Source organism: Allocellulophaga tsushimaensis (genome assembly GCF_055383085.1).
On record NZ_AP039451.1, the window covers coordinates 2367744 to 2390692 of the forward strand.

The window sequence follows — 22949 nt, forward strand, 5'->3', positions numbered from 1 at the left end:
GTTTTGATACGTTAAATTTTAAATTTTACACCAACGCTAACCTTAACCAGTTATTAAAAACCAATTCTTATGGCAGAAAGACTCGTAGTGATCTCAGACATGTGGGGTACAAAAAAAGGACTATGGATTACATCCTATTTTGGATATTTACAACAATATTATGATATTGTTTTTTATGACAGTCAAGAATTAGCGCATATTAATTTGGCCTTAGAGTGTGAAGAAAATTTGCATAATGCTTTTGTTGAAGGCGGTATTGATACAGCAGTTGCTCACTTATTGAATAAAGAAACTGTTCCTAGCCACTATTTAGCTTTTAGTACCGGAGGAACAATAGCTTGGAAAGCTGGTTTATTGGGTTTGCCTATTAAATCTTTGTATGCTATTTCTGCTACAAGAATACGTTTAGAAGAAGACAAGCCAAAGTTTGCTGCAAAATTGTTATACGGGGGTAATGATGGTTATAGACCTACTGATGATTGGGCAAAAAAAGTAGGAACACCTATTAACTTAAGTTTAGGTTTTGGACATCAATTATACTCTGATGAAAAAATAATTAAAAAAGTGTGTCAGGAATTATTAACGAGTATTATACAAGAAAAAAGACAAGAGCAGTTTCAATATTAAGAAACTGCCTTTAATTTTTTAATTGTTTCAAATGATAATTTTTCTTGAGCATAAGTCTTAGTGACTTTTAATTTTTTATCATCGCTACTTGGTAACGTAAACATAGCGTCTGTAAAGATGGCTTCACATAAAGAACGCAAACCTCTTGCGCCTAATTTATACTCTATAGCTTTTTCTACAATATAAGATAAGGCGTCATCAGTAATAACTAACTCTACATCATCCATATGAAATAGTTTTTCATATTGTTTGATAATAGCATTTTTTGGCTCCGTTAGTATCGCTCTTAATGTTTTAGCATCTAACGGATTCATATGTGTTAAAACAGGTAGCCTCCCTATAATTTCAGGTATGAGTCCAAAATCTTTTAAATCTCTAGGAATAATATATTGCAAAATATTGCTTTCGTCTAAATTATCTTCAGATTTAGAAGCGCTATATCCAATAGCTTGCATGTTTAAACGCTTGTTAATATCACGTTCAATGCCATCAAAGGCACCACCAGCTATAAATAATATATTTTCTGTATTTACTTCTATAAATTTTTGATCAGGATGTTTTCTACCACCTTTTGGTGGAACATTTACAACAGTTCCTTCTAAGAGTTTTAATAAACCTTGTTGTACTCCTTCTCCAGAAACATCTCTTGTAATAGATGGATTATCACTTTTACGAGCAATTTTATCAATCTCATCTATAAAAATAATACCACGTTCTGCTTTTTCTATATTATAATCTGCAGCTTGTAATAGCCTGGTTAAAATACTTTCAACATCTTCACCAACATAGCCTGCTTCCGTTAAAACAGTAGCATCTACAATAGCCAATGGTACATTAAGCATTTTGGCAATAGTTTTCGCTATTAATGTTTTTCCAGTACCAGTTTGGCCAACCATAATAACATTACTTTTCTGTATTTCTACATCGTTTTCTTTAGATGAAGCTTGTAATAGTCTTTTATAATGATTGTATACCGCTACAGACATTACTTTTTTAGTTCTTTCTTGGCCAATAATGAAAGTATCTAAAAATGATTTTATTTCAAGGGGTTTCTTTAAAACAAGTTCCGAATATAAGTCGTCATTTTTAGACTGCTTAGACTCCTCAGTAACAATACCATACGCTTGCTCAATGCATCTATCGCATATATGCGCATCCAAACCAGCAATCAGAAGATTTGTTTCTGGTTTCTTTCTTCCACAAAATGAGCATTCTAGATTTTCTTTTGCCATATGCTTTGCTACTTTTATATAGTTTATTGTAACCTTATTATTATCAGATTACATCACTATAATGGGTTAGTTATATATAAGGACGAGATTATTTTTTGTCCCTTACCAATATTTCATCAATCATGCCATATTTTAAAGCTTCATTAGCTTTCATCCAATAATCTCTATCACTATCATCATTCACTTTTTCTATAGTTTGCCCAGAATGATTTGCGATAATTTCGTAAAGTTCTTGTTTTAATTTTAAAATTTCTCTAGCGGTAATCTCTATATCACTAGCTTGCCCTTGTGCACCACCTAGAGGTTGATGAATCATTACTCTAGAGTGTGTTAAACCACTACGTTTACCTTTTTGTCCTGCACATAAAAGCACGGCACCCATAGAGGCAGCCATACCAGTACAAATTGTAGCAACATCTGGATTAATAAATTGCATAGTATCATAGATACCTAAGCCAGCATATACGCTACCACCAGGAGAATTTATATAAATCTGTATATCCTTATTAGCATCTGTACTCTCTAAGAATAATAATTGTGCTTGTACAATATTTGCTACATGATCGTTAATACCAGTTCCTAAAAAAATAATACGATCCATCATGAGCCTAGAAAATACATCAAAAACAGCAATATTCATTTGCCTTTCTTCAATAATATTAGGAGTCATATTAGTAGGGTACATGCTACTAATCATCTGATCGTAATACGTGCTACTAATCCCTTGATCTTTTATAGCAAAATTCTTGAATTCTTTTCCGTAATCCATAGCTGTTTCTAATGTGTTTTTTAAATATAATAAGTATTAAAAATATGCATAATACTTTAAAGATATTTAATTTATTTGCAAACTAAATTATCCGTAAACCTCTTTAACAAAATTTTCGTAAGTGACTTCTTTGGTTTTTAGATTTGCTTTTTCTTTATATAAATTAATTAATTTTTGACTCATTAACTGTTCAGATAAGCGCTTTACCTCGTCTTGATTTGATAAAACTCTACCAGCTATAGTTTCTAATTCTTCTTCTGCTGGGTTTAATTGCCCAAATTGAGCCATTTGAGATTTTATAAACCCTTTTGCAAACTCTTTTAATTCATCAAATTGAACCTGTAAGTTATTTTCACTAACAATTTTACCTTCAATAAGTTGATAACGGAGCCCTTTTTCCGATTTTTCATATTCTTCGGCAGCTTCTTTATCGGTAAGTGTTTTTTCTCCAGTAACTTGAATCCATTTCTTTAAAAAATCAGCTGGAAGCTCAAACTTTGTATTTTCTATAAAATGCTCTGTAACATCATTTAAGAGCTTTTGATCTGATTGTTGAACAAATTGCTGTTCAGAATCGTCTTTAATTCTTTGTTCTAATTCTTTTTTAGAGCTAATACCAGCATCTTTTCCAAAAAGTTTATCAAATAGCTCTTGATCTAAAGGAGCAGGTTCTCTTTCATTTATTTCTTCAATAGTAAAAGTAACTTCTTCTTTTAGGTCTTTAGCTTTTTCTGCATCTATTCCTAAGGCAGTTGTTAAATTTTGATCCTCCTTAAATAAACCTTTGGTATTTAAAGTAATTGTATCTCCTACTTTTTTACCAAGTAAAGTATCAATAGCTTTTTTTGCCTTTAAATTGCTAAGCTCTAATGTGTTTTTATTTTCAATTTCTAATGTTTCATTTTTGAAAACACCAGTAACTTCATCTTTTTTGCTTACTTCAGTTTTATTGATAAGTTTTCCGTATTGTTTTTGAATACGTTCTATTTGCTCATCAATCATTTTCTGATCAGCAATAATTTTGTAGTGCGTTATTGCTTTTTTTCCTTTAAGATTTAAATCAAAACTAGGTGCTAATCCTAACTCAAATTCAAAATCAAAATTTTCGGAATCCCAATCAAAATTATCTTGTTGTTTAGGGAGTGGATTACCAAGAACATCTAATTTTTCTTCAGTAAGATATTTATTTAAATTATCCTGTAATAATTTGTTAACTTCATCAACTAATACAGCTTTTCCGTATTGTTTTTTGATCAGTCCCATTGGTACCTGACCTTTTCTAAAACCAGGAATATCTGCCTTTTTTTTATAATCTTTAAGGATCGTTTCTACCTTGTCTTTGTAATCGTCTTTAGTAACAGCAACTTTTACAACTGCATTTAAATCGTCAATCTGCTCTTTTGTGATATTCATCTCAATAGTTTTACGTAAAAAATAACGGGATGCAAAAGTAATACAATTTGCGAATTAGAACAACTTTTTAAAGTACTGAATTTCAAATACTAGCTTACTTCTTTTTATCTTCTTTTAAGATTGAAAATAATATAGATTGCAGAAAAGATAATAATAAACTAAATAAAAGTGCCCACCAGATACTGCTTACCTGAAACCCAGAAATTAAATAATCTGCTAAAAGGATAATAATTGCATTTATAAAAAGTAAAAAAATCCCTAAGGTAACAATGGTAACAGGTAATGTTAATAGTATTAAAATTGGCTTTACCATAAAATTTAACAAGCTCAGTGCAATGGCAACCATAATTGCAGTTGGGTATGATGCAACGAAAATGCCTGGTAAAATTTTTGCTAAAATAATTACAGCTAATGCACTTAGTAAAATACGTAGTATAAATTTCATTTTGGTCTTAGTTTTAAAATAAAAGGTATTAACTAAAAGAATAGTTAACAGTGTAATTTAATGGTAAAAAAATGAGTGTTTAATTTATGATTAAAACAGTATCAACAATTTATTAAGATTTTGGTTTCCAGTTTATTGTGAAACATTCTATTTGTAATATCTTTTGTTAAAATTACTGAAATTTTTGTTCGGTTTATGGTTATGCAAAGATTTAATTTTTTTTTCAAATATCTAAGATGGGAAAAATAATAAGGAATTCAATGATGTTGTTTTTCTAGTTAAGATCTTCTAATTTCAGTTTTAAATAATAAGCTGATGTATGCCTGATAAAAGGTATCTTTTTACAAATTAATGAAGTTTAAAGAGTATTCTAGAAACTGTTTGGGGTTTTCAGCATGTAACCAATGTCCGGCATTTTCTATGGTTTTTATAGTAGCTTGTGGGAAATGTTTTTTTATGATGTCTATATCTTGTGCTGTAACATATCCAGATTTATCGCCTCTAAGAAATAACGTTTTCCCTGTAAATGTTTCAGTTGTTTCAATATTCTCACCAATTTCTTCCATTTTTTCACTCAATACACCTAAATTGAACCGAAAACCAAGTTTTCCTTTCTCTACCCAATACACATTTTTTAATAAAAATTGTCGAATACCAAATTCAGGAATATGCTTTTGTAATACTTCATCAGCATCCGATCTAGAAGTGCGTTGTTCTATTTGTAAACTATTTAAACCATTTATAATATAGTCATGATGCGGAGGGTAATATTTTGGGGCAATATCAGCAACAATTAATTTGACTACTAAACTTGGGTACATGGTAGCAAATTGCATCACTGTTTTACCACCCATAGAATGTCCTAGTAAAATACATTTTCCTAGACGATAATGCTGTATGTAGTTTTTTAAATCTTTTGCAAGGAATTCATAATTAAAATCGTCCGAATGAAAACTTTTTCCATGGTTTCTTTGGTCAATTAAATGTACTTCAAAACCTTCATTGCTGTATTTTGAACCTAAAGTTTTCCAATTGTCAGACATTCCTAAAAAACCATGTAAGATTAATAAAGGTGTGCCTTGGCCTATAATTTTTGAATGTAATACTTGCATTATTTTAATTTGTTTAAATACATGTTAATTACATTTTCTAAGCCTAAATAGAGTGATTCGCAAATAAGTGCATGCCCTATAGATACTTCCAGTAAATTTGGGATATTCTGTTTAAAAAATGCAATATTATCTAAACTTAAGTCATGTCCAGCATTAATTCCTAAATTTAGTGAACTAGCTGTTTTTGCCGCTTTAATAAACGGTTTTATGGCGTTTAGGTTCTCTTTTTCGGTATCACTTTTATAAGCTTTGGCATAATCTTCTGTATACAATTCAATTCTGTCAGCTCCTACTTTTGCTGCACCTTCAACCATTTTAGGATCTGGATTAACAAAAACAGATGTTCTTATATGGTTCTCTTTAAAAAGCTGAAGTACATCTTTTAAAAAATCATGATTTTTTATGGTGTCCCAGCCTGCATTAGATGTAATTGCATCTATTGCGTCTGGAACTAAGGTAACTTGTGTTGGCTTTACCGCTAATACAAGGTCTATAAATTTTTGGTTGGGGTTTCCTTCAATATTATACTCAGTAGTAACAATTTTTTTTAAATCTCTAGCATCTTGATACTTAATATGGCGCTCATCTGGCCTTGGATGTATCGTGATTCCTTCTGCTCCATACAATTCTATATCTTTTGCTACGTTTAACAAATGAGGCATATTGCCACCTCTTGCATTTCTTAAAGTAGCTATTTTATTAATATTAACACTTAATTTAGTCATTACATGTATATGTTAAGAGGGAGCAAAAATACGAATAAGGCATGCTTTTTGCCATTTTAAATTAGTAATTTGCACAATATTTAAAGCTATGAATATTCAATCTCACATAATTAATACTTTACCAGTATTTAAAGTTACTGATGCAATTAAAGAAGTTGCTCAATTTTTTAAGCATACCACATTTTCTCATGTAGCTATTACTGAAGAAGGTGCTTATACGGGAGTTTTAGCAGAAAACGATCTTGATATTTTTGAAGGAGAAAATAAAAGTATCGACGATTTTAAATATAGTATAGAATCTTTTTTTGTGCGCAAAGAAACTTCTTGGTTAGATGTTTTAGAAGCTTTTGCAAGAAATGAGGCAAATATTGTACCTGTTTTAGATGATCGGGATAAATTGGTTGGCTATTATGATCTTACTGATGTTGTAAGTGAGTTTATAGATACTCCTTTCTTTACGGAACCTGGAGGTATTATTGTTTTAGCAACAGGAATAAAAGATTATTCCTTTAGTGAAATAGCTCAGATTGTAGAAAGTAATAATGTAAAATTTATTGGAGGTTTTATCACAGAAATGAGAAATGACCTTGTGCAAATAACTATAAAAATTGGATCTGCAAATTTAAACGAGATTATTCAGACCTTTAGACGCTATAATTATACAATAGTCTTTGGAAATAATGATGATCTTTTTTTAGAAGATTTAAAACAACGTTCAGACTATTTAGATAAATACTTAAATGTATAGTTGATGAAAATTGCAATTTACGGTCAAGCATATTCAGATAATGCATTAGATTACGTTATTGAGTTAATAGATGAATTGAGTAAAGTTCCTTCAGAAGTTGTTTTTGAAAAAGAGTTTTATTTGCTTTTAAATGAATCTGGAAAATTAGGTAACTTTAAAACGTACACAGCAGATAGCGGCTTAGATAGCTCTTTTGATATGTTAGTAAGTTTTGGTGGTGATGGTACCGTGCTTAGGGCTATTACATACGTTAGAGCTTTAGATATTCCTATAATTGGTGTAAATACGGGTAGATTAGGTTTTTTAGCTACTTTTAAAAAGGAAGACGTTCGTAAAGTTGTTAAAGAGTTTTTATCAGGTGATTATACTATTGTAGAGCGTAGTTTGGTTAGTGTTGTAACAAAACCAGTTTTGCCAGAATTTGAAGATTTAGATTTTGCATTGAATGAAATTACGGTAAGTAGAAAAGACAGTACTTCTATGATTGCTGTAGAAACGCATCTTAATAACGAATATTTAACATCTTATTGGGCAGACGGGCTTATTGTAGCAACTCCAACAGGATCTACGGGCTATTCTTTAAGTTGTGGAGGCCCAGTAATAACACCAACAGCAAAATCATTAATACTTACTCCAATAGCACCACATAATTTAAATGCTAGACCCTTAGTACTATCAGATACTACCGAAATACGACTTAAAGTTTCTGGAAGAGAAGAAAACCACTTAGTATCTTTAGATTCTAGAATTGCTACAGTAGAAAATGGAACCGAAATTGTAATTAAGAAAGCAAATTTTACAATCAAAATGATTGAGTATACCTCGGAAAGCTTTTTAAAAACACTTCGTAATAAATTACTCTGGGGAGAAGATAAACGGAATTGAAAGCATCTGTAAACAATAAAAAACGGTAAAAGTTGTTTAACATTATAACGTTATTGCAATTTTGAACAGAGTAAATTGTAAAATGTTGATTTTATTATGGTTGCAAACTTTTAAAAGTACATGAGAACATTTTTTACAGTATTGCTTACCCTCTTTTTTATTGGTGTTAAGGCGCAAACCTATGAAATAGGAGTTTTTGCTGGTGGAACTAATAATATAGGAGATGTGGGAAAAACAAACTATATCTCTCCTTCTGGTTTGGCTTTTGGCGGAATATTTAAATGGAATAAAAGTAAACGTTATGCATGGAGAGCGAGTATGACTTATGGAGAATTTACAGCAGATGATAGAAAATCTAATCTCACCTCAAGACAACAAAGGGCTTTTGTATTAAATAATTCTGTTTTGGAAGTTTCTGCAGGATTAGAATTAAATTTTGTAGAATACAATTTACATAAGCTTGGACCAGCATTTACACCTTATTTATATACAGGTATAACCTATTTTAGATACGATTATAATTATTTTGATGCAAACGAGGTTCAAGATTCCGACAATCAAAGAGATGGTGCCTTTGCTATACCTATGACAGTTGGTTTTAAATATAGAATAAGCCAACAGTTTATTTTAGGAGGAGAAATAGGCGCTAGATATACCTTTACGGATAATTTAGATTTTAGCAACCCTGTTAAGTTAAATCTTGTAGACGTTACTAATGCAGAAAGACTTAGGGTTGAGTTTGGTAATATTTTAAGTAATGATTGGTATGTTTTTTCTGGATTAACACTCACCTATACTTTTAAAAGAAAACCTTGCTCAGATTGCTTTGATTAGTATAGTTAGCATTTAAATTTCAATACAACAACTTTTAGTTTTACAGTTTGCATTAAAGTTTACTTCATTAATGTTACATTTGCCAATGTATTATAAATAACAATTGGTTTTGTTTATATAAAAATCAATTTTAATTATTTTCATTGATACTAGGTTATGAATACTATAGAAGATATTAACGATACTAATTTGCCCAATCATTTAGCAATTATAATGGACGGTAATGGTAGGTGGGCAAAACAACATGGTAAATTACGTGTGTTTGGTCATGAAAATGGCGTAAAGACTGTAAAAAATATTGTTGAAAGTTGTGCAAAAATTGGAATTAAATACCTTACCCTATATACATTTTCTACTGAAAATTGGAAAAGACCAAAATTAGAAGTTGACACTTTAATGCGTTTATTAGTGTCATCCTTAAAAAAAGAACTTAATACGCTGAACAAGAATAATATGCGTTTAAATTCTATTGGAAATCTTAATTCTTTGCCAAAAAAAGCACAAAAAGAACTCGAATTAGTAATCTCAAAAACTGCAAAAAATACAGGTGCAACTTTAACTTTAGCCCTGAGTTATGGGGCTAGAGAGGAATTAGTGAGTGCGGTTAAACAAATAAGTGCCAAAGTTAAAAATAATATAATTTCTCCTGAAAGTATTGATGAAACCATTATAAATACTCATCTTTACACGTACAATTTACCAAACGTAGATTTGCTTATACGAACTAGCGGTGAGCACCGCATCAGTAATTTTTTGCTTTGGCAGATAGCATACGCAGAGTTATACTTTACAGATGTATTATGGCCAGATTTTAAAGAAGAACATTTAGTAGAAGCAATTTTAAATTACCAAAACAGAGAAAGAAGATTTGGAAAGACTAGCGAACAACTTATGTAAAGGGGTAAAAACAATTATACCTTCCTACCAATTTGTATTTATTATTTTATCAATTTTCTTCACAATCAAGGGTTCTGCACAAGAGACTACTACTTTTGATAAGGGTGAAAAATATATTTTAGGAGGATTAGAAGTAACTGGATTAAAAAGTTATAACGAACAAACTGTAAAAACCTATACAGGATTAACAGAAGGACAGCCTATTACCGTTCCAGGTGAAAAAATAAGCGAAATTATTAATAAGTTATGGGGCTTGGAACTTTTTAGTGATATTACGTTTTATATTACTAAAATAGAAGGTGATAAGGTATTTTTAGAATTAAATATTATAGAAAGGCCTACGCTTTCTAAGGTAACCGTATATGGGGTAAAAAAAGGAAAACTCGATGAAATCCTTAAAGATACCGATCTCAAAAAAGGAAAGAAAATAACAGAAAACCTTATAGCAAACACAAAAAATTATTTACAGAATAAGTATAAGAAAAAAGGATTTCTTAATACAAAAGTAACTATCGTAACGGCTAAAGATACTTCTGAAACCAATGCACAAAGCATGGTTGTTAATGTTAAAAAAGGAGAAAAAGTTAAGATTAATAAAATTACGTTTGAAGGGAACGAACAAATTTCAGCAAAAAAATTACGAAAAGCACTTAAGAAAACAAAGAAAAAAGGCTTTAAAACCGCTATAACTCTTAAGAGATCTAAATATATTCCAGAAGATTATAAAGAAGATTTAGTGTCTCTAATAGATGCATATACCAAAAAAGGATATAGAGATGCACGAGTATTATCGGATACCATAACACAAACAAATGAAAATAATATAGCCATACACATAAAAGTAGAAGAAGGGAAAAAGTATTATTTTGGAGATGTAGATTTTATTGGTAATGCTGTTTATACAGATAGGCAATTAGCACAAGTTCTTGGAATCAAAAAAGGAGATACTTATAATGGAGTATTACTAAAAGAACGCATTACCGATAATTCAAGGCCCGATCCGCAAGATTTATCTAGTTTGTATCAAAACAACGGCTATATGTTTTCTCAGATTAATTCTGTAGAAACTTCTGCTGTTAATGATACTATAAATTTAGAAATTAGAATTATTGAAGGAAAAGAAACATTTTTAAGTCATGTTACCGTAAATGGTAATGATAGAACTAATGATCATGTTATCTTTAGAGAACTTCGTACCAGACCTGGCCAGAAATATAATAAATCTGATATTATTAGAAGTATTCGTGAATTAGGAGCTCTTGGCTTTTTTGATGCGGAAAATGTAAAGCCAGATATTATAAACCCAGATCCTAATGCAGGAACAGTAGATTTAAATTATAGTTTAGTAGAATCTGGATCTAGTCAGATAGAATTACAAGGTGGTTTTGGAGGCGGAGGTTTTATAGGTACTTTAGGATTATCTTTTAGTAATTTTTCTATTAAAAACTTATTTAATGGAGAAGAATATAAACCAGTTCCAATGGGGGATGGTCAAACTTTTGGACTACGTTTACAAGCCAGCCAGACTTTTAGGGTGTATAGCTTAAATTTTTCTGAACCTTGGTTAGGAGGAAAAAAGCCAGTGAGTTTTAGTGCATCGTTATCTAGAACGCAACAATTTCGTGTAGATCCAGCTTCAAGAAGAAGGGGTAGGTTTGAAGTAGATAAGAGTCAACAATTTTCAATAACAGGGATATCTTTGGGCTTAGCGAAAAGAGTAAGATGGCCAGATGATTTCTTTACTGTTTCTCATTCAGTACAGTATCAATTATATAATTTCAAGAATTTTAATTTAGGATTATTTAATTTCGGTGACGGAAAATCTAACTCTTTAGCCTACACACTAGGTATTTCTAGAAGATCTTCTGGTCCAAACCCTATTTTCCCTACCACGGGATCTAATTTTGAACTAAGAGCTAAATTTACTCCTCCGTATTCTTTATTTAATGGTAAAGATTATGATCAATTAAATGAAGATTTAGAGACAGCTATTACAGATAGAGATCAAGATGCTCTTGAGCGTAATGATCAAGAACGCTTTAAGTTTTTGGAATTCTACAAAGTCAATTTTAAAGGAGATTGGTACACTACTTTAGCAGGTAGAAAAAATAAATTAGTGTTGCGTACTAATGCCGAATTAGGTTTCTTAGGGAGTTATAACAGCAAAGTAGGTATTGTTCCTTTTGAACGCTTTTTTGTTGGAGGTGATGGTTTAGGTAACTTTACTTTAGATGGTAGAGAAAATGTGCAGTTAAGAGGTTATAGCAATCAATCTTTAACTCCGTTTGCTACGAATCGTACAACAGGAGTATTAGATCAAGAAGGAGGCGTTATTTACAATAAATTTTCAATGGAAGTTAGGTATCCCCTAACTTTAAAACCCTCAGCTTCTATATATGGACTTGTTTTTGCAGAAGGTGGGAATGCTTTCAACAATTTTCAGGAATTTAATCCGTTTGAAATAAAAAGGTCGTTAGGTGCTGGGTTGCGTATTTTTATGCCTGCATTTGGATTATTAGGAATAGATTTTGGATACGGGTTTGATAGAGACAATAATCCAAATTCCCTTCCTGGACCGAACGGATGGGAAACACATTTTATTATTGGACAACAATTTTAGCTTTAAAATATCGTATTGCTCATATTAATCAATGTATAAATTAATTTGATAGCAATAGATCATGTCTAAATAAAATAATAATGTGATATTTGCAAAAGACGGAAAAATCAGTACTTTACAGGCTAACCTTTCATCCTTTTTAAAAAAATAATTATTTTGGCACGATATTTTCTATATCAGTAAATGTAAACGAAATGAAAACAAAAGTTCTTTTATTTTTAAGTACGATAGCCTTAACAGCTACAACGAGTTTTGGACAACAAAGAGGAGTAAGAATTGCATATGTAGATATGGAGTACATTCTTGAAAATGTGGAGGAGTATAATGAAGCAACGCAACAATTAGAAGCTAAAGTTCAAAAATGGAAATTAGAAATAGAACAGGAGCAGAATGTAATAGATCAAATGAAAAAAGATTTAATTGCAGAGAAAGTGCTTTTAACGTCAGAACTTATTGAAGAAAGAGAAGAAGAAATTAAACTTTTAGAAAAAGAAATGTTTGATTATCAGCAGGATAGATTTGGACCTAGAGGAGATTTAATTCTTCAGAAACAAAGATTAATTCAGCCGATACAAGATCAGGTTTTTAATGAAGTGCAAAAAATTGCTCAAAACAAAAAATACGATTTAATTCTGGATAAATCAGATGTTATTATGCTATTTGCTCAAAAAAGATTAGACTTGAGCGATTTAGTTCTGAAAGCTATCTCACGAACAAGAAAAGTAAAAGAAGTAAAAGATAGAGTTAGAAAGAAAAGAGCTTTAAAAGATGTTGAAGAAGAGCCTCAGGAGAAAGAACGAACTGAAGCTTTTAAAGAAAGAGAAGAAAAAGCAAAAAGCGCAGAAGATGAAAGAAGAAAAGCAGCTGAGAAAAGAAGAGCTGAACAATTAAAATTAAGAGAAGAACGCAGAAAAGCATACGAAGCAAGAAGAAAAAAGTTGTTAGAAGAAAGAGATAAGAAAAGAAAAGAAGCTAAAGAGGCAAAAGAAAAAAATTAAAAAAGAAATTTTAAACCAAAAACCCCCAGAATGGGTTATAATTATTAAATTTAACGCTCAAAAAAATAGTAAATTAAAATCATGAAAAATTTAAAAAAAATAACAGTAGCTTTAATTTTATTTGTAGCTGCTACAAGTTTTGTTAATGCTCAAAGTAAGACCGCTCATATTAATGTAACTGAGTTAATGAAGGATATGCCTGAGATGAAAGCAGCTGAAGCAGAGCTTAAAAAACTGCAAGAGACATTTAGTGCAGATATTCAAAATTCTATGACAGAATTGCAAAATAAATATACACAATATAAGAACGAAGCTGCTTCAAAATCTGAGGAAGAAAATCAAAAAAGAGCAGTAGAATTGCAAGGTTTTGAAAAAACTATTAAAGATGCAGAACAACAAGCATATGCTGAGATACAAAAGAAACAAGTTGCTTTATTAGGGCCTATTTCAGATAAAGCAAAAGCGGCGATAGAAAAAGTTGCTGCAGAACAAGGTTTTAATTATGTATTAGATTCTTCTCAAGGTAGCGGAGTTATTGTTTCTACAGGAACTGATTTACTAGCCTTAGTAAAAAAAGAATTAGGATTCTAATAAAAGAATTACTTCATAAAAAAAGACCACTATTATAGTGGTCTTTTTTTATATAAATTAAATTTTCATATTCTTTTTTGTGTTAGTTTAGTATTTAGCAATAATGTAGCAAAATAAAAATACCTTATGAGTAACAAGCCTATTGGTTTTTTTGATTCAGGAGTAGGAGGGACCTCTATTTGGAAAGAGGTAAATTTAAAGCTACCATATGAGAATAGTATTTATTTAGCAGATAGTATAAACGCACCCTACGGAGAAAAGAATAAAGATAAGATAAAGGCACTTTGTATAAAAAACACTGAGTATTTATTAGAAAAAGGATGTAAGCTTATTGTGGTAGCCTGTAATACAGCAACAACTAATGCTATATCATATTTAAGAAAAAACTATAAAGTTCCTTTTATAGGTATTGAGCCAGCAATAAAACCAGCGGCTTTAGAAACAAATTCTAAAGCAATTGGGATTTTAGCTACCAAAGGAACACTTTCCAGTGCTTTATTTCATAGTACAACGCAGTTGTACACAAAAGAGGTTCAAGTAATAGAACAAGAAGGGAAGGGTTTAGTTCCTTTAATTGAAGCAGGTATGGTTTTTAGTAAAGAAACTAAAACACTTTTAACGAACTACTTAAAACCTATGTTAGCAGCAGAAATAGATCGGTTGGTTTTAGGATGCACCCATTATCCATATTTAATTCCGGTATTAAGAGAATTATTACCAAATAATGTAAAAATTATTGATTCTGGTAAAGCTGTTGCAAAGCAAACACATAAAATTTTAGAAAAACTTCATTTATTAAATACATCACAAACTATATCTAGTCACCAATTTTATACCAATGTAGAAATAAATGTATTAGAAAGCTTTTTAGGAGATGTATCCTCAGAAACTAAAATTTCGTATTTAGAATTTTGATTTTTATGATATGTATTATTGCTATACTTCTTACTTTTAAAATCGGTAATCATGCTGCATTTTGTATGCTTGTATAAGTTGTAGTTGTAATGCATATTTAAGAGTATGATTTTAAATTGATCCAGTAAAAAACATTTTATTGCTAAAAATACTTTCTTCATTACTAAAATATGCTAGTTGTTTTCTTGTAATTAGCCAACTATCTAATAAGTGGTTAATTTAAACGACAAATAAAAGAAGAGAGCTATATCTTAGGTATATTTGTAAAACAAACAGAAGTATTCTTTTATTCAATTGAATATGCCATTAGAAAAGTAATATTTTGAAGTGAAGATAGTAGCTCAAATTAAAGAACCAATTAATGAGGAGATGGAACTTTTTGAAAAAAAATTCCATGACTCCATGTCTTCTAAAGTAGCTTTACTAAATAGAATAACACATTATATTGTAAATAGAAAAGGAAAACAAATGAGACCAATGTTTGTTTTTCTAACGGCAAAATTATTGAATAATGGAGTAGTAAATGAACGTACATACCGTGGGGCATCGGTAATTGAGCTAATACATACTGCAACTCTTGTACATGATGATGTTGTAGATGAAAGTAATAAGCGCAGAGGTTTCTTTTCTATTAACGCCTTATGGAAAAATAAAATTGCAGTTTTAGTGGGAGATTATTTATTATCTAAGGGTTTACTTCTCTCTATTGATAATAATGATTTTGATTTACTTAAAATTATTTCTGTTGCGGTGCGTGAAATGAGTGAAGGAGAGTTGCTGCAAATAGAAAAAGCAAGGCGGTTAGATATTACGGAAGCAGTCTATTATGATATTATTCGCCAAAAAACGGCAACTTTAATTGCTGCTTGCTGCAGTTTAGGGGCATGCTCTGTTAAGCCTGAATCTGATGCTGTGGAAACATTTAGGAAATTTGGAGAATTATGTGGTATGGCTTTTCAAATAAAAGACGATTTGTTTGATTACGGAGAAGAACAAATAGGGAAACCTACAGGAATAGATATCAAAGAGCAGAAAATGACCTTGCCTTTAATTTATGCACTTAATAATTGTTCTACAAAAGAAAAAAAATGGCTCATTAATTCCGTAAAAAATCACAATAAAGATAAAAAAAGAGTTAAAGAAGTTATTTCATTTGTAATCCAAAAAGGTGGTTTGGTTTATGCTGAAGCTAAGATGAATGCCTTTAAAACAGAAGCCCTAGAAATATTGGAGGACTATCCGGAGTCATCCTATAAAAGTGCATTGGAACTCATGGTAAACTACGTAGTAGATCGCAAAAAATAATTATAAAATGTACTCCATTTTATAATTTTATTAAAAAAAATAAAACTTCAGGCAACCTATTTAAAAAGTATCGCGTCTATCTAAATAGAACAATAACGGAAATCAATTTTGAAAATAATTTCTTTGTATACAAATGAGAAACTGCTAATTAAAAAAGCAATATCGGGAAACCGAAAAGCGCAGCAGCACTTATACGAAAAACATGCTCCAAAAATGCTTAGTGTATGTAGACAGTATATAAAAGATATGGCTTTTGCCGAAGACGTAATGGTAACTGGTTTTGTAAAAGTATTTAAATACTTAGATACGTTTCAGCATAAAGGCAGTTTTGAAGGGTGGATTAGAAGGATTATGATTAGAGAATCTATCACCTATTTGCGTAAAAAACAGTTTGTAGTTTTTGATGATGAAGTTTTTGATAGAAATACGCATAATACGTTATCATTTTCTTCGGAAATAGATGTAGAGCAAATACAAGCAGTAATAGATAAACTACCGGAAGGGTATAAAATGGTATTTGTACTTTATGCAATAGAAGGGTATAAACATGCAGAAATAGCAGAAATGTTACAAATATCAGAGAGTACATCAAAATCACAATTGTTTAAGGCGAGGAAGCAGATGCAAGAGCAGTTAAAAAAACAAAATATAGTAGGATATGGCACCAATTAAATTTGAAGAACATATAAAAGAAAAGTTAGAGGCTAGAAAAATTATACCCTCTACTAAAGCTTGGGATCGTATCTCTGAAGCATTGGAGCCTCATGAAAAAAAGCATAAAAAACCATATGTTTGGTATGCCGTTGCAGCAAGTATAATAGGTTTGTTCGTAGCTTCTGTATTATTTTTTAATTCAAATAACTCAGTTTCTAATACGCCTATCCAAATTGTAGCCGAAAAAGATGCTCCCAAAAACAACAAAGAACAAAAAAAATCTAAGATTCCTGTTATAAAAGAATTAGAAGAACAAGTTGTTTTAGAAGAAAAAATTGAGCCACAGAAAATCGTAAAACAAAAAGCAAACATTTTTAAACACAAAAAAGAGAAACATTTCATTAAAAATGAGGATCCAATAGCAGTTGTAATAGAAACATCTAAGCAAAAAGAAGCTTCCGTTGTTTTAAAAGATCCTAAAGAAGAACTTATTGATAAAAAGATTTATGAAATTCTTGCACAAGTAGATTCTTTAGAACTTAATAATACCGCTGTTACCGATGCAGAAATAGACGCACTTTTGAGAAAAGCACAAAGTGATATTTTAAAAGAAAAACTATTTGCAGATGGTAATACTATTGATGCTATGGTATTATTACAAGAAGCAGAAAATGAAGTGGATTTATCGACTAGAGATCAATTATTTAAAAAATTAAAAACAGGATTTTTAAAATTAAAAACCGCAGTAGCTACGCGAAACAATTAACAAACACACATTTATTAGTATTCATTTCTGCTATAGATTATTCATCTTAATCTACATAGTAGCAGGGAGGAGTTTATTCATTAATCAAAAAAATCAATCATTAATTAGAAAAACAACATTATGAGAACAGTTAGTCAATATATCGTCATTATTTTAATTTCAATACTAGCACAATCTGTAGTATCACAGGAATTAGAACCACATCAAGAAAAAATAGAAGCGCTAAAAAAAGAGAAAGAAAAAATTGTCGTTGCTGAAAAAAATCAACTTAAAAAAGAAATTGAAGCTATTAATAAACAATTAGACGCTAAAGAAATATCTATAGAAGAAGCTAAAGCATTAAAAGAAAAAGCAGCAAAAAAAAGAGCCTTAAATATTGAAAACAGGCTGGCTATTGTTGATAATAAAATCTTATTATTAGAAAGGAATGAGTCAGAAGGAATAGCAATTATTGATGGTAAAGGCGAAACAGATTTAATAGAAATTGGTTTTGGAATACCTGATAAAGATGGTAACCGTACTTTTGGGGTTAAATACGAAAATAGTACTAAGAAAAAATATGATATTAAATATGATCGTAGAACCTATTCAGATCTGGTAGTTGCCATTGGTATTAATAATACAATACGTGAAGGGCAATCTTTAGAAGATTCACCGTATCAATTAGGTGGTAGTCGTTTTTTTGAGCTAGGTTGGCAATGGAGAACAAGAGTATTTAAGAATACTAATTTTTTACGATTAAATTATGGTTTTTCCTTCCAATGGAATGGATTAAAGCCTAAAGCAAATGAGTATTTTGTAAATAATGGAACTGATGTTGTTTTAGAAGAGTTCCCGTTTGAGTTAAGGAAGTCTAAATTTAGAACAGATAATTTGGTTTTTCCTGTGCATTTTGAATTTGGTCCATCTAAAAAAACTGAAACAAAAAAGAAAATAAGATATAGTCTTAATGATCAGTTTAGATTAGGTATAGGTGGCTATGGTGGTTTTAATATAGGTACAAGACAAAAATTAAAGTATAGAGATGCAAATGGAAATCGTGTAAAAGATAAATTTAAGAGAGATTTTAATACATCTAATTTTGTTTATGGACTTAGTGCCTATGCTGGTATAGATGCAATTTTACTTTATGTAAAATACGATTTAAATCCGCTTTTTAAAAATGCAGCAGTACCACAACGTAATATTTCTTTAGGGCTACGTTTTGATCTTGATTAATTAAAAAAGTGTAGATAAAATAAAAAGCCAAGGGACAGATATATCCACTTGGCTTCTCTTCAAACAAAATAAAAACAATGCTTATGTTGCTTTAATACTTTGTGTATTTATTTTGGTAGACTAATAGGTTTTCTATCCAATTCTTTATAATAATTAGTACGATTTATTTTATGCATTCTTACTAAGAAAAAACAGATTTAAATTGGTGATTCTTTTGTGATAAATACAAAATTTAATAGTAACTAACTGATATTTAAATGGTTATTTTGATCTTGCTATTTTTTTACTTTAATTTGAAACTGAAAATGTTATACTTTCTATATAATTTTTAACGTTTCGTGTTTTAATATTAGATAGTAGATTGCTTTTTTAATAGTGTTAGATAAGAAAGTAAGCGTATTAAAAGTAAAAACCCTAATATTACTATTAGGGTTTTGTAATTTGAAACTGAAAATTAACCAACCAATATAATTTAAAAATGTTTCAAATCAGATTTATTAAATGTCCATTCGGGTGTTTTTAATACATTATTCACAGGAATACTGTACCAAGGACTTAAATTAGTGTTGTTAGGATTTTTTAGAATTTGTAATTCTTGAGCAGGCATATAACTTTGTGCTAAAAGAAATATTTTTTCATTTGTTTTCGTATTAATTGCTACATCTACAACGATTATTGCATGACCAGGAAAGCCACCTTGTATAAATACATCGCCAATACTTAAATTACCAATTGCCCTTGTTTTTAGTTCTTTAGATAGTGAAGCGGTACCTGCATAGCTAAAGATAATTTCTAAATATTTCCAAAAGCTTTTGTAAGAAGTAGAAGTTTGTGCTTTCTGTTTCCAGTATACTTTATTACCATCAACAACAATACGTTTTCCTTTAATCCATTCACTATACTCTACTCTAAAGCCATTTGTGAAATTAAAATGGATATCATTATATTTTTTGTGATGATATAAATATTCGGCCCTTAATCGCATCACCGCGTCTGCGCATTGGTGCAAATCTCTATTTCCTATAGGTAAATCTATAACAGCATCATAAACATTATTATTGGTTTTTGTTTGTCCATCAAAATAACTCACTTTAGTATTGTGATCTTTTAGGGGTAAATTTCTAAGGTAATAACCAAAAGAAATACTGTCTTTAGCTACTCTTTTAAATTCATTGGGTACAGAAAACCTAGTCTCAATAGTTTTTCCATTACTATTTATAAGATTTTGTTCTGTTTTTAAATGATTTGTATCAAAAGCAACTTCTTTTGTTTTAGAAGAAGAAGCTTGCTTACACGCTATTAAAAACATAAAAGCTATTATTATGGTAAACAAGATTCTCTTCATAAACAACCAACTAAAAATTTATAAAAGTTCAAAAGAAACAACTATGGTGTACTCTTTTGTTTTTAAGTTATTATTATATTACTCTGTTTGAATGGTATAAGTATATGAACCTTGTACCATATTTGATCTTTATTATTTTGAGCAATAGTAATTACACTAAAACAAAGTAATGAAAAAGCACTAATTTGTTGTTTGATTTATAAAAACTTTAAGTTTATACAGACCACATAAATGATGCAACAATCATCCAAACACCAACAATAATACCCACTACTCCTAATTTTCCTTGTTTAGGTGCAATTTTAGCTCTTAAATTATCTGCTTTTTCTTTAGCAGCTTCATTTTTAGATAATACATATTTATTGATTAATCCAAAGCCTAACATAAAGCCTAAAATTGCAGAAACGATATTGCCTACTAAAAAAGTTACCCAATAAATAGGGGCTACAGATAACCATCCAAGATTTAAAATGGCACTAATAATTCCCCAAACGCCCCAAAAACAGAATAAAGCACCAATCCATGCCTGGTAGGGTTCTACTTTTTCTAATAATTCTTTTGCGTTTGGTTTTTTAGACAATATCAAAGATGGTACTGCTATAATACTTAATAATACTAATGAAATTCCCCAGATCATAATTTTTGTTTTTAGGTTAATAATAGGGTTATTGTTATTTTCTGATACAAAGTTGCGTGAAATAGGCGTTTGGTTAATCCCTAATATTAGTGAAAATGCATACCCTGTAAACCGTGAGTCGTTCGTATTTTAGTTTTATATTTATACCTTGTTAATACATTCTTTTTAATTTGATTTCAAAATCTACCATAGATAAAGTATATGAAACCTCTCGCTTAGAAGAGGTAATTGGTGATTTTGTGCAATTAAAGAAGTCTGGCTCTAACTTTAAAGGCTTAAGCCCCTTTACAGATGAGCGTTCACCTAGTTTTATGGTCTCGCCAGTAAAACAAATTTGGAAAGATTTCAGTAGTGGTAAAGGTGGTAATGTAGTTGCATTTTTAATGGAACATGAGCATTTTACATATCCGGAGGCTATAAAATATTTGGCAAAGAAATATGGTATAGAAATAGAGGAAACAGAACGTACCGATGAGCAAAAGCAACAAGCAGATGAAAGAGAAAGTATGTATTTGGTTTCCGAGTATGCTCAAAAATATTTTTCAAATATCCTTTGGGATAGCGAATTAGGAAAGGCTATAGGTCTTAGTTACTTTAAAGAGCGTGGTTTTACAGATGATACCATTAAAAAATTTAGTCTTGGGTATTGTTTAGATCAATGGGATGGTTTTACAAATGCTGCTATAGAAAAAGGGTATAAGCTTAAGTATTTAGATGCTACTGGACTTACCATAGTTAAAGATGACCCTAATAATCCTGAAAATTCTAGAAAATTTGATAGGTTTAAAGGTAGGGTTATGTTTCCTATTCAATCCATGAGTGGGCGCGTTTTGGGTTTTGGCGGACGTATTTTAACCAATGATAAAAAAGCAGCTAAATACCTTAACTCTCCAGAAAGTGATATTTATCATAAAAGTAAAGTCTTATACGGTATCTATCATGCTAAACAGGCTATAGCAAAAGAAAATAACTGTTATTTGGTTGAAGGCTATACAGATGTTATTCAGTTTCATCAAAGGGGAATAGAAAATGTTGTTGCTTCAAGTGGAACTGCGCTAACAGCAGACCAAATTAGGCTTATTAATAGGTTAACAAAAAATATAACAGTTCTTTTTGATGGAGATGCCGCAGGTTTACGTGCTTCTTTAAGAGGTATAGACTTGATCTTAGAGCAAGGCATGAATGTTAAAATTTGCACTTTTCCAGAAGGTGAAGATCCAGATAGCTTTTCTAAAAATAATGCTCTTGAAGATGTTACAGCATATTTAGACGAAAACGCTAAAGATTTTATACAATTTAAAGCGTCTTTACTGGTGCAAGAAGCGGCTAATGATCCTATAAAAAGAGCAGAAACAGTAAGAGATATTGTAAATAGTATTTCAAAGATTCCAGATCAGATTCAAAAAGAAATCTATATACAAGAGTGCGCCCATATTATGAAGGTATCTGAGTCAGTACTTTTTAATACGTTAGCGCAAATAGGGAAGAAAGATCAGGCAGATATTGCTAAAAAAGTTAAAGAAGAACAAAAAGTTTTTGATGTTGTAAAAAATGAAAAAATACAGCAAAAAGTAGATGTGCAATATGAATTGGAACGTAAAATTATAGAGATTTTATTGCTTTATGGAGATTTACAGCAGCGTTTTGAAGATGTAATATTAAAAGAAAATGAAAAGGGTGATTTAGAATTAGAACCAGAGTTTATTGAAGCAAAAGTATATGAAAAAATATTTTTAGACCTTCAAGCGGATGAAATTGAACTCACTAATGAAAAGTTTAGAGCTATTTACTACAAACTTATTCAAGAATTAAGCGAAAACGATAATTTTTCTATTAATACATTTATTGCACATTTAAATCAAGATATGGTTTCTGAAATTTCTTCTATATTAATGGAAGAGGAAAAATATGTGTTACACGATTGGAGTAGAAAAGATATTTATCCAAAAGATAAAAATAAAGGAATTACACAACTGGCTACCGAAACAATTTTGACTTTACGTTGCTACCTTATCAAAAAGAGGATAGATGAACTACAAAATAAGACTAAAGTTACAGCAAGTGATAATAGGGAAACGCTTGAGGAAATAATGAATTATATACAGCTGAACTCATTATTAAACAAGAAGTTAAATAGGGTTTTATCTTAATTTTTCTACAGTTTAATCATAAAGAGCCCAAGTCTATTTAAATACACTTGGGCTCTTTATGAT

The 22949-nt window shown here is 30.3% G+C and carries 22 protein-coding genes; 14 read left to right on the forward strand and 8 right to left on the reverse strand.

Going from position 1 to position 22949, the window contains the following annotated elements; translation table 11 throughout:
- Positions 1 to 69 precede the first annotated feature (69 nt).
- On the forward strand, positions 70 to 627 hold the full coding sequence (locus tag ACZ451_RS10135; protein WP_464212014.1) for a hypothetical protein: 558 nt from the start codon (positions 70 to 72) through the stop codon (positions 625 to 627).
- Here ACZ451_RS10135 and clpX read toward each other — a convergent pair.
- The 6 genes from clpX to ACZ451_RS10165 form a co-directional block, all read right to left on the reverse strand.
- Positions 624 to 1859 (reverse strand): ATP-dependent Clp protease ATP-binding subunit ClpX, encoded by a 1236-nt coding sequence (gene clpX / locus ACZ451_RS10140; protein WP_464212016.1) that lies wholly within the window; start codon positions 1857 to 1859, stop codon positions 624 to 626. The genes ACZ451_RS10135 and clpX overlap by 4 nt on opposite strands.
- Before the next feature lie 88 nt (positions 1860 to 1947).
- A complete protein-coding gene (gene clpP, locus ACZ451_RS10145; RefSeq protein ID WP_464212017.1) occupies positions 1948 to 2628 on the reverse strand; it encodes an ATP-dependent Clp endopeptidase proteolytic subunit ClpP in 681 nt (226 codons plus the stop codon).
- Positions 2629 to 2715: 87 nt separating this feature from the next.
- Positions 2716 to 4041: a trigger factor gene (gene tig, locus ACZ451_RS10150; protein WP_464212019.1), complete on the reverse strand. Its 1326-nt coding sequence runs from the start codon at positions 4039 to 4041 to the stop codon at positions 2716 to 2718.
- 94 nt (positions 4042 to 4135) lie between these two features.
- The gene (locus ACZ451_RS10155) at positions 4136 to 4486 is read right to left on the reverse strand and encodes a phage holin family protein (RefSeq protein WP_464212021.1); all 351 of its coding nucleotides are present in this window, start codon (positions 4484 to 4486) and stop codon (positions 4136 to 4138) included.
- Between the two features lie 341 nt (positions 4487 to 4827).
- A complete protein-coding gene (locus ACZ451_RS10160; protein ID WP_464212023.1) occupies positions 4828 to 5598 on the reverse strand; it encodes an alpha/beta fold hydrolase in 771 nt (256 codons plus the stop codon).
- Positions 5598 to 6323, reverse strand: a complete 726-nt coding sequence (locus tag ACZ451_RS10165; RefSeq protein ID WP_464212025.1) for a pyridoxine 5'-phosphate synthase — start codon at positions 6321 to 6323, stop codon at positions 5598 to 5600. Before ACZ451_RS10165 ends, ACZ451_RS10160 begins: the two co-directional genes overlap by 1 nt.
- A gap of 88 nt (positions 6324 to 6411) precedes the next feature.
- Between ACZ451_RS10165 and ACZ451_RS10170 the strand changes: the two genes are divergently transcribed.
- The 12 genes from ACZ451_RS10170 to ACZ451_RS10225 all read left to right on the forward strand — a co-directional run bounded on the left by ACZ451_RS10170 (position 6412) and on the right by ACZ451_RS10225 (position 18754).
- Complete coding sequence (locus ACZ451_RS10170) at positions 6412 to 7071, forward strand: CBS domain-containing protein (protein WP_464212027.1); 660 nt, start codon at positions 6412 to 6414, stop codon at positions 7069 to 7071.
- A gap of 3 nt (positions 7072 to 7074) precedes the next feature.
- The gene (locus tag ACZ451_RS10175) at positions 7075 to 7956 is read left to right on the forward strand and encodes an NAD kinase (protein ID WP_464212029.1); all 882 of its coding nucleotides are present in this window, start codon (positions 7075 to 7077) and stop codon (positions 7954 to 7956) included.
- 120 nt (positions 7957 to 8076) lie between these two features.
- On the forward strand, positions 8077 to 8790 hold the full coding sequence (porG, locus tag ACZ451_RS10180; RefSeq protein WP_464212031.1) for a type IX secretion system protein PorG: 714 nt from the start codon (positions 8077 to 8079) through the stop codon (positions 8788 to 8790).
- Between the two features lie 156 nt (positions 8791 to 8946).
- Entirely contained in the window at positions 8947 to 9687 is a 741-nt protein-coding gene (locus ACZ451_RS10185; protein WP_464212033.1) for an isoprenyl transferase, read from the forward strand.
- A complete protein-coding gene (locus ACZ451_RS10190; RefSeq protein WP_464212035.1) occupies positions 9659 to 12307 on the forward strand; it encodes a BamA/OMP85 family outer membrane protein in 2649 nt (882 codons plus the stop codon). Before ACZ451_RS10185 ends, ACZ451_RS10190 begins: the two co-directional genes overlap by 29 nt.
- A gap of 194 nt (positions 12308 to 12501) precedes the next feature.
- The gene (locus ACZ451_RS10195) at positions 12502 to 13305 is read left to right on the forward strand and encodes an OmpH/Skp family outer membrane protein (RefSeq protein ID WP_464212037.1); all 804 of its coding nucleotides are present in this window, start codon (positions 12502 to 12504) and stop codon (positions 13303 to 13305) included.
- 81 nt (positions 13306 to 13386) lie between these two features.
- Positions 13387 to 13896 (forward strand): OmpH/Skp family outer membrane protein, encoded by a 510-nt coding sequence (locus ACZ451_RS10200; protein ID WP_464212039.1) that lies wholly within the window; start codon positions 13387 to 13389, stop codon positions 13894 to 13896.
- 126 nt (positions 13897 to 14022) lie between these two features.
- Positions 14023 to 14811: a glutamate racemase gene (murI, locus tag ACZ451_RS10205; protein ID WP_464212041.1), complete on the forward strand. Its 789-nt coding sequence runs from the start codon at positions 14023 to 14025 to the stop codon at positions 14809 to 14811.
- A 327-nt stretch (positions 14812 to 15138) separates the two neighbouring features.
- Positions 15139 to 16116, forward strand: coding sequence for a polyprenyl synthetase family protein (locus tag ACZ451_RS10210; RefSeq protein WP_464212043.1), 978 nt, complete (start codon positions 15139 to 15141; stop codon positions 16114 to 16116).
- 108 nt (positions 16117 to 16224) lie between these two features.
- Complete coding sequence (locus ACZ451_RS10215; protein ID WP_464212045.1) at positions 16225 to 16788, forward strand: RNA polymerase sigma factor; 564 nt, start codon at positions 16225 to 16227, stop codon at positions 16786 to 16788.
- A complete protein-coding gene (locus ACZ451_RS10220; RefSeq protein WP_464212047.1) occupies positions 16775 to 17536 on the forward strand; it encodes a hypothetical protein in 762 nt (253 codons plus the stop codon). The genes ACZ451_RS10215 and ACZ451_RS10220 overlap by 14 nt, the downstream gene beginning before the upstream one ends.
- A 120-nt stretch (positions 17537 to 17656) precedes the next feature.
- Positions 17657 to 18754, forward strand: a complete 1098-nt coding sequence (locus tag ACZ451_RS10225; RefSeq protein ID WP_464212049.1) for a porin family protein — start codon at positions 17657 to 17659, stop codon at positions 18752 to 18754.
- Positions 18755 to 19226: 472 nt separating this feature from the next.
- Here the strand turns inward: ACZ451_RS10225 and ACZ451_RS10230 are convergent, their stop codons facing one another.
- Both ACZ451_RS10230 and ACZ451_RS10235 read right to left on the reverse strand, forming a co-directional pair.
- Entirely contained in the window at positions 19227 to 20063 is an 837-nt protein-coding gene (locus ACZ451_RS10230) for a DUF4846 domain-containing protein (protein ID WP_464212051.1), read from the reverse strand.
- Between the two features lie 250 nt (positions 20064 to 20313).
- On the reverse strand, positions 20314 to 20736 hold the full coding sequence (locus tag ACZ451_RS10235; protein WP_464212053.1) for a hypothetical protein: 423 nt from the start codon (positions 20734 to 20736) through the stop codon (positions 20314 to 20316).
- 170 nt (positions 20737 to 20906) lie between these two features.
- Here ACZ451_RS10235 and dnaG point away from each other — a divergent pair, with 170 nt between their 5' ends.
- Positions 20907 to 22886: a DNA primase gene (dnaG, locus tag ACZ451_RS10240; protein WP_464212055.1), complete on the forward strand. Its 1980-nt coding sequence runs from the start codon at positions 20907 to 20909 to the stop codon at positions 22884 to 22886.
- Positions 22887 to 22949: the final 63 nt, after the last annotated feature.

Excerpts from the sequence above, each read along its gene's own strand:
- ACZ451_RS10135 (WP_464212014.1), top strand. The coding sequence starts at position 70 with ATGGCAGAAAGACTCGTAGTGATCTCAGACATGTGGGGTACAAAAAAA.
- clpX (WP_464212016.1), bottom strand. The coding sequence starts at position 1,859 with ATGGCAAAAGAAAATCTAGAATGCTCATTTTGTGGAAGAAAGAAACCA.
- clpP (WP_464212017.1), bottom strand. The coding sequence starts at position 2,628 with ATGGATTACGGAAAAGAATTCAAGAATTTTGCTATAAAAGATCAAGGG.
- tig (WP_464212019.1), bottom strand. The coding sequence starts at position 4,041 with ATGAATATCACAAAAGAGCAGATTGACGATTTAAATGCAGTTGTAAAA.
- ACZ451_RS10155 (WP_464212021.1), bottom strand. The coding sequence starts at position 4,486 with ATGAAATTTATACTACGTATTTTACTAAGTGCATTAGCTGTAATTATT.
- ACZ451_RS10160 (WP_464212023.1), bottom strand. The coding sequence starts at position 5,598 with ATGCAAGTATTACATTCAAAAATTATAGGCCAAGGCACACCTTTATTA.
- ACZ451_RS10165 (WP_464212025.1), bottom strand. The coding sequence starts at position 6,323 with ATGACTAAATTAAGTGTTAATATTAATAAAATAGCTACTTTAAGAAAT.
- ACZ451_RS10170 (WP_464212027.1), top strand. The coding sequence starts at position 6,412 with ATGAATATTCAATCTCACATAATTAATACTTTACCAGTATTTAAAGTT.
- ACZ451_RS10175 (WP_464212029.1), top strand. The coding sequence starts at position 7,075 with ATGAAAATTGCAATTTACGGTCAAGCATATTCAGATAATGCATTAGAT.
- porG (WP_464212031.1), top strand. The coding sequence starts at position 8,077 with ATGAGAACATTTTTTACAGTATTGCTTACCCTCTTTTTTATTGGTGTT.
- ACZ451_RS10185 (WP_464212033.1), top strand. The coding sequence starts at position 8,947 with ATGAATACTATAGAAGATATTAACGATACTAATTTGCCCAATCATTTA.
- ACZ451_RS10195 (WP_464212037.1), top strand. The coding sequence starts at position 12,502 with ATGAAAACAAAAGTTCTTTTATTTTTAAGTACGATAGCCTTAACAGCT.
- ACZ451_RS10200 (WP_464212039.1), top strand. The coding sequence starts at position 13,387 with ATGAAAAATTTAAAAAAAATAACAGTAGCTTTAATTTTATTTGTAGCT.
- murI (WP_464212041.1), top strand. The coding sequence starts at position 14,023 with ATGAGTAACAAGCCTATTGGTTTTTTTGATTCAGGAGTAGGAGGGACC.
- ACZ451_RS10220 (WP_464212047.1), top strand. The coding sequence starts at position 16,775 with ATGGCACCAATTAAATTTGAAGAACATATAAAAGAAAAGTTAGAGGCT.
- ACZ451_RS10225 (WP_464212049.1), top strand. The coding sequence starts at position 17,657 with ATGAGAACAGTTAGTCAATATATCGTCATTATTTTAATTTCAATACTA.
- ACZ451_RS10230 (WP_464212051.1), bottom strand. The coding sequence starts at position 20,063 with ATGTTTTTAATAGCGTGTAAGCAAGCTTCTTCTTCTAAAACAAAAGAA.
- ACZ451_RS10235 (WP_464212053.1), bottom strand. The coding sequence starts at position 20,736 with ATGATCTGGGGAATTTCATTAGTATTATTAAGTATTATAGCAGTACCA.